Annotated in this window: 3 protein-coding genes; 1 reads left to right on the top strand and 2 read right to left on the bottom strand. The window is 72.9% G+C overall.

Annotated features, from left to right (window positions below; translation table 11 throughout):
* Positions 1-142: 142 nt before the first annotated feature.
* A complete protein-coding gene (locus ACWC24_RS36010) occupies positions 143-1,714 on the top strand; it encodes a hypothetical protein (protein WP_450667117.1) in 1,572 nt (523 codons plus the stop codon).
* A gap of 60 nt (positions 1,715-1,774) precedes the next feature.
* Here the strand turns inward: ACWC24_RS36010 and ACWC24_RS36015 are convergent, their stop codons facing one another.
* Entirely contained in the window at positions 1,775-3,877 is a 2,103-nt protein-coding gene (locus ACWC24_RS36015) for a SpoIIE family protein phosphatase (protein WP_450667118.1), read from the bottom strand.
* A 70-nt stretch (positions 3,878-3,947) separates the two neighbouring features.
* Positions 3,948-5,972, bottom strand: a complete 2,025-nt coding sequence (locus ACWC24_RS36020; RefSeq protein ID WP_450667119.1) for a SpoIIE family protein phosphatase — start codon at positions 5,970-5,972, stop codon at positions 3,948-3,950.
* Positions 5,973-6,340 lie beyond the last annotated feature (368 nt).

Here is a 6,340-nt window from a genome sequence, read left to right on the forward strand (position 1 = left end):
AGAAGCGTTGCGGACCAGAAGGGGTGCCTCTCACCGAGAGGCACCCCTTCTGCATGCCCTGCCCCATCCTGTGCCCCCCTTGATCTGCCATGTCCGTGACATGGCTAGGATGTGCCGACTTCGGTGCTGGAGGGGGAAGTTGATGATGGTGCGACGCAGGGCGCTCGCTTTCGTAGGGGTGGCCGCGCTGGCACCGCTGGTCGCTTCCGCCGCTTCCGCGCAGGCGGCGTCGGGCTCGCTGGCCGTCACCGCGCTGGGGCGGCACGGCAGCAAGGTCTCGACGACGGTCACCGTCGTCGCCGTGCCGTCCGGCACGAGGTACACCGTCAAGTCCGGCAAGCGGATCAGCCTGCCGACGGGGCGCTACATCGCGATGACCGACATCTACGAGAGCGCCACGGACGGTCTGGGCACCGACACGCTCGGCGCGCAGGTCGTACAGGTGTCGGGGAGCACGTCGGTGACCCTCGACGCGCGCAAGGGCAAGGCCGTCAAGGTGTCGCTCGACACGCCCGCCGACGTGACCGGCCCGGCGCGGCTCGACGCGCGGGTGTGCGCCGCCGTCACCGACATGCCCTCCGCCTACGGCGTGAGCGGCTGGAACGAGGTGGGGCACCTCTACGCCATCCCGAACTCCTCCAAGCTGCTCAAGTTCGGGTACCTGGCGAACTGGTCCGGCAACGACAGCTACGTCGTCACGAAGAACAGCACGGGCATCCCGGCCGCGCCCGGCGGGTCGTCCAAGCGGTCGAGCCTGGCGACGATGCGCTTCTCGGTACGCAGCGGTACGCAGATGGCCACGCAGCACGACACCGCGCTCCAGCCCCACCCGAAGGTCGACGACTGCACCACCGACCTGATGGCCCAGGTCCGCAACGACGACGGGCCGTACATCGCCACCGCGCACGTGACTCCCGGGACCTGGCAGCCGCGCGACGACATCCTCGCGAGCAACGGCGACGACATCGGCGGCGGTTTCGCGAAGGTCAGGACGCTGGCGGCGGGACAGAGCGCCACCCAGTACTTCGGCCGGGCCGTGTGGGGTCCGGCGCACTACCTGCCGACGGTCTGGCAGAAGTCCGTCGACTTCGTCCCGGACGCACTGATCGGGGACCCCGACCTCGGCACCGGCGGGGCCGACCCGACGAAGGAGACGGTGGTCCTGTCCAAGGGCGGCACCACCGTCAAGAAGCAGACCCTGACCGACTGGGGCTCCTCCAGCGACGTGTTCTCCGCCCGGATCCGCTCGGCCGGCTGGTACCGCCTGACCGTCGACGCGCACCGCTACCGGCCCGGCATCACCTTCCCCGCCGGGATGCTGTCGTCGCGCACCACCCTCGACTGGTACTTCAAGGCCGACCCGGCCAAGTCCACGGTCGCGCCCGTGTTCCTGACCCGCTTTCTGCCCACCGGGCTGAACACCCGCAACCAGGCCGCGCCGAACACGACCACGACGGTCGACGTGAGCGCCCTGCGCGGTTCCCAGGGCCCCGACGTGAAGTTCACCAAGGTGACCGCCAAGTCCGTCCGGGTCTGGTCCTCCGCCGACGGCGGCAAGACCTGGAAGGCGGCGACGGTCAGGCACTCCGGCACCACCTGGCAGGCGTCCGTCCGCAACCCGGCCTCCGGCGCCGTCGCCCTGCGCTCCGAGGTGACCGACTCCGCCGGGGACCGCTCGGTGGAGACGGTGTACCGGGCGTACGCCATCGGCTGAGGGGCGCGGACAGCCGCGCCGGACAGGGTGTCTCTCACCGGGAGGCACCCTTTCCGCGTTCTACCGGTCGGTGGCCGGGTCGGGACCGGAGAGGGCCTGCTCGGCCCAGATGGTCTTGCCGCGGGCGGTGGGACGCACGCCCCAGCGGGTGGTGAGCTGGGCGGTCAGGAACAGACCCCGGCCGCCCTCGTCGTCGTCCTCGGCGTGGCGCAGTTGCGGGCTGGTGCTGCTGTCGTCCGTGATCTCGCAGGTGAGGGCGTCGTCGGTGCGGACCAGCCGCACCTGGAAGGGGCCTTCGGCGTGCCGGACGGCGTTGGTGGCCAGTTCGCTGGCGATCAGTGTGGTGGTGTCCTGGAGGTCGGGGAGGTTCCAGGCGGCGAGTTGACGGGCCACGGCGGTGCGGACGTCGCCGATGGCGGCGGCGTCGTGGGGCCAGGTCCAGGTGGCGGCGCGCTCGGGGCCCAGCACGAGGGTGCGGACGAGGACCAGGGCGGCGTCGGAGTCCGGTGCCTGCGGGGCCAGGGCGGCGAAGACGGTGTCGCAGAGTTCCTGAAGGGGGCGGTCGGCGGCGGTGCTCAGGGCAGCGCACAGCCGCCGCGGGTCCGGCTCGGGACGTCGGGGCTCGCCGGTGGGCGGCCGTGCGGTGTTGTAGAGGGCGAGCACAGTGCCTTCGGGCAGGTCGAGGTCGAGGGTCCGGAACCTGGGGATGCCGTGGCCCAGGGCGGGGCCGACGGGCAGGGGGGCGACGGTGGTGGTGCCGTCGGGGAAGGCGAGGACGGGCGGGGGGTGTCCGGCGCTGCTGAGCGCGCAGTGCCCGGACGCGGGGTCGTAGACGGCGTACAGACAGGCGGTGGGTCCTGGCCGGGGGATGTCGGCGTCGGTGCCGGCCGGTGCGGCGAGGCGGTCGTCCTGGAGGCGGGTGACCAGGGCGTGCAGGCGTTCCAGGACCTCGTCGGGGGGCAGGTCCAGGGCGGCGAGCGCGCTCAGTGCCGCCCTGAGCTCGGACATCGCGGCCGCCGCATGCAGGCCCTGGCCGGCGGTGTCGCCCGCGGTCAGGGCGATCCGGCCGCCGGAGAGCGGGATGAGGTCGAACCAGTCGTCGCCGCGGTCGGTGTTCGGGTGGCTGCGGGCGGTCTCCGCGGCCAGGTGCGCTCCCAGGTGCAGCGGACGCACGGTGAGCTGGAGCAGCCGGGCGGCGGAGAGTTCCCGGGTGTACAGGCGGGCGTTGTCGAGATGGACGGCGCCGCGGGCGCCGAGTTCGGTGGCGAGAGCCAGGTCGTGCGCGTCGAACGGCCTGGGATCGGCGGCGCGCCAGAAGGAGACCACGCCCAGGACGGTGCCCCGGGCGACCAGCGGCACCACGATCGCCGAGTGCACGCCCGTGCCCGTCAGTCCCTCCTGCCGCGCCATGGGCAGCAACGGCCACCCCGGGTCCTGCCGCAGTTCGGGCACCAGCCGGGGCCGCAGATCCGTCAGGCACCGGATGTAGGGGCTCCCGGCGGGGAACACGCTGAACCGGCCCACCCCGCTCCAGCCGCCTTCCCGCGCGCTCGGCTTCCCCCGATAGGCGACCCGGCGCATCGGCAGGTCGGCGTCCACCGGCCCAGGGGCGGGGGTCTGGCCGCGCAGCACCGCGTCCAGTACGTCGACCATCGCCAGGTCCGCGAAGTCCGGTACGGCCAGTTCGGCCAGCTCGGTGGCGGTGTGCTCGATGTCGAGCGTGGTTCCCAGCAGGGCGTTGGCCCGCCGCATCATCTCCAGATGCCGACGGGCCCTGTACTGGTCGGTGACGTCGATCATGGAGACCGCCAACCCCAGCACCCGGCCGTTCTCCGCGGTCAGCCGGTAGGCGGAGAGCTCGACCCGCTTCTCCGGGCAGGGGGTGACGGGCGGGTGCCACCGCAGCGGCACGCGGATCGCCGGATCACCACTGTCCAGAACCCCTCGCAGCAGCGGCTCCACTTCCTCGGCGGCCAACCCAACGGTCACGTCGGAGGCGAGGCGGCCCGCCCAGGGGCCCGGGGGGAAGCCCGGATAGCGGCTGGCCGTCGTGTTCACCGCCACCACCCGGGTGTCCGGGTCCAGCAGCAGCAGACCCGTCGAGGACTGGGCGAACCAGGCCCGCAGCACCGCCGACTCCATCGCATACTCCTTCCCCGTCATCCATTCCCATTTTGTTCATGACTGGGCTTGTCTGCTCATATGCCTCGCCGCGCATCGGCTCGCGGACGGGTCAGGACCGCAGCGGGCCGGAAGGCGGTGCGGACGTGGTCCGGGCGACGAGCATGGTGACGTCGTCGTCGACGGCGGGCGAGATGGCGGACAGCAGGGTGGGGCACAGGTCGACGGGGTCGAGCCCGGCGTGCCGGCCGAGTTCGGCCCGCAGTTTCTCCAGCCCTTCGTCGATGGACCGGTCCCGGGTCTCCACCAGGCCGTCGGTGTAGAGGGCGAGAAGGCTGCCGGGGGGCAGCGGGAGGGTGGTGGTGACGAAGTCGACGCCACCGGTGCCCAGGGGAGCGCCGGCCGGGAGATCGACGAAGCGGGTGGTGCCGTCGGGCAGGAGCAGGGCGGGCGGGGGATGACCCGCGCGGGACAGCCGGCAGACACCGGCCGCCGGATCGACCACCGCGTACAGACAGGTGGCCAGCATCGGCTCGTCCATGTCGTCCAGGACCGCCTCCAGGTGCCGCAGGACCTGGTCCGGAGGGAGATCGAGCCGGGCGAGGGTGTGCGTGGCGCCGGACAGCCGCCCCATGACCGCCGCCGCCGCGATGCCGTGCCCCATCACGTCCCCGATGACCAGGGCCGCCTTGCCCGCGGGCAGCGCGATCACGTCGTACCAGTCGCCGCCGACCTCGTGGGCGTCGTCGCCCGCCGGCCGGTACGCGTGCGCGATCCGCAGACCGGGCAGGTCACGGGCGCGCCGCGGCCGCAGACTGCGCTGAAGCGTCAGCGACGCGGCCTGTTCACGGCTGAACAGCAAGGCGTTGTCGAGGGCTGCCGCGGCCCGGGCCGCGAGGTCCCGGGCGAAGGTCACGTCCTCCCCGGCGAACGACCGGGCGCTGGTGCGGCGCAGGAACGCCGCCACGCCCAGCGCGGTGCCGCCCACCAGCAGGGGGACCAGGATCACCGAGTGCACGCCGCGCCCGAACAACTGCTGGGGTGCCTGTGTGTACTGGATCTCGGGGACCTTCACCACGGTGTCCAGACGCGGAATCAGGTAGGGCCGGCCCTCGGAGAGGCACCGCTGGTAGACCGCCTCCGCGGGCTGCCTCACGATCCCGCCCAGCGGCACCAGTACGTCACCCAGTGAGGAGGAGTCTCCCGCCAGACCCACCCGGCGCAGCACCTGCGGTCCGGATCGGTCGGCGGTGCGGCCGGGTTCCCCGTCACCGAGCCTGGACTGCAGCACGTCGACGAGCGCCAGGTCCGCGAAGCCCGCCACCGCGACGTCGGCCAGCTGCTGCGCGGTGCGCCGCACGTCCAGGCTGGTGCCGAGCCGTGTGATCGCGTCGTTGAGCAGGGCGAGCCGGGTACGGCCCGCCGCGGATCCCAGGTAGTCCTGTTCGTGGGCGGTGATGTCGATGACGACCGCGGCGACCCCCAAGGGCCGTCCCTGCGCGTCCTCCAGCCGGAAGTAGGACTCCGACCACACCCGGTCGTGATCGGGATTGCCCCCCGTACGGCCGATGCTGCGGAAGTCCAGCAGCGGCTCGCCGGTCTCCAGCACCCGGCGCAGGGCCCTGCCCATCTGCTCGACGTTCAGCCCCGGGACCACTTCCGCCACGCTGCGGTCCAGGTGCCGGTGCTCGGGCAGACCGTCCATCGCCGCCAGGACCGGGTTGACCCGCCGGAACCGCAGTTCGGTGTCGAGGATCGCCAGGCCGATCGGCGCCTGGTCGAAGAAGGTGTCCAGGACCGTGAAGGACCCGTGGGCCTGGGGCAGTTCCCGCGACTCCGCCAGCAGCGCGCGCACCCCCGTCCGGCCTTCCGGACCCCGCGTCGCCACCAGCCACGCCTCGACCTCCAGCAGGTGTCCGTCACGGTGACGTACGCCGAACACCCCCGTCGCGGCCCGGCCTTCCGCCGCCTGCCGCAGCGCCCCGGCCCAGGCTCGTCCCTCCACCGGGGCCAGCAGTTCGGCCGCGCCGCGCCCCAGCGCCTCCTGCTCCTCGTGACCCAGCAACAGGGCGGCTGCGGGCCCCCATTCGACGATCCGTCCGGTGCGGTCCGTCTCGAAGGTCGCGACCTCGCGCACGCCTGACCGCCGGCCGGCCCCTTGCCCGGGTTCCGGGCCGCCTGCCCGTTCCTCAGCCCGCTCGCCCATCAGCCATGACCCCTCGCAAGTTGCCGACCGCTCCCGTTCGGAGAATTCGGCGACGCAGCGCTGGTCCGATCGTCCCCTCGCTGTCCGGCGGGGGCGAGCGGGGGACGGCCGGGCGGGTGCCGGTCCGGCCCCCTTTAAGAGCTCCGGACAGAAGTGGGGCCCGGCACGCGCTCCCCCAGAGGGGTGACCCCCAGCCGCGTCGCCGGAAGGCCCTGGTAGCTCCGCTACCAGGGCCTTCCGGCGCCTTGCGATCGCACGCACCGGACACCGCCCGCTGATCGGACCCCACTTCTGTCCGG

It is taken from the genome of Streptomyces sp. NPDC001443 (assembly GCF_053597355.1).

Bases quoted from the DNA above. Each gene is read 5' to 3' on its own strand.
- ACWC24_RS36010 (WP_450667117.1), top strand. From the start codon at position 143: ATGATGGTGCGACGCAGGGCGCTCGCTTTCGTAGGGGTGGCCGCGCTG.
- ACWC24_RS36015 (WP_450667118.1), bottom strand. From the start codon at position 3,877: ATGACGGGGAAGGAGTATGCGATGGAGTCGGCGGTGCTGCGGGCCTGG.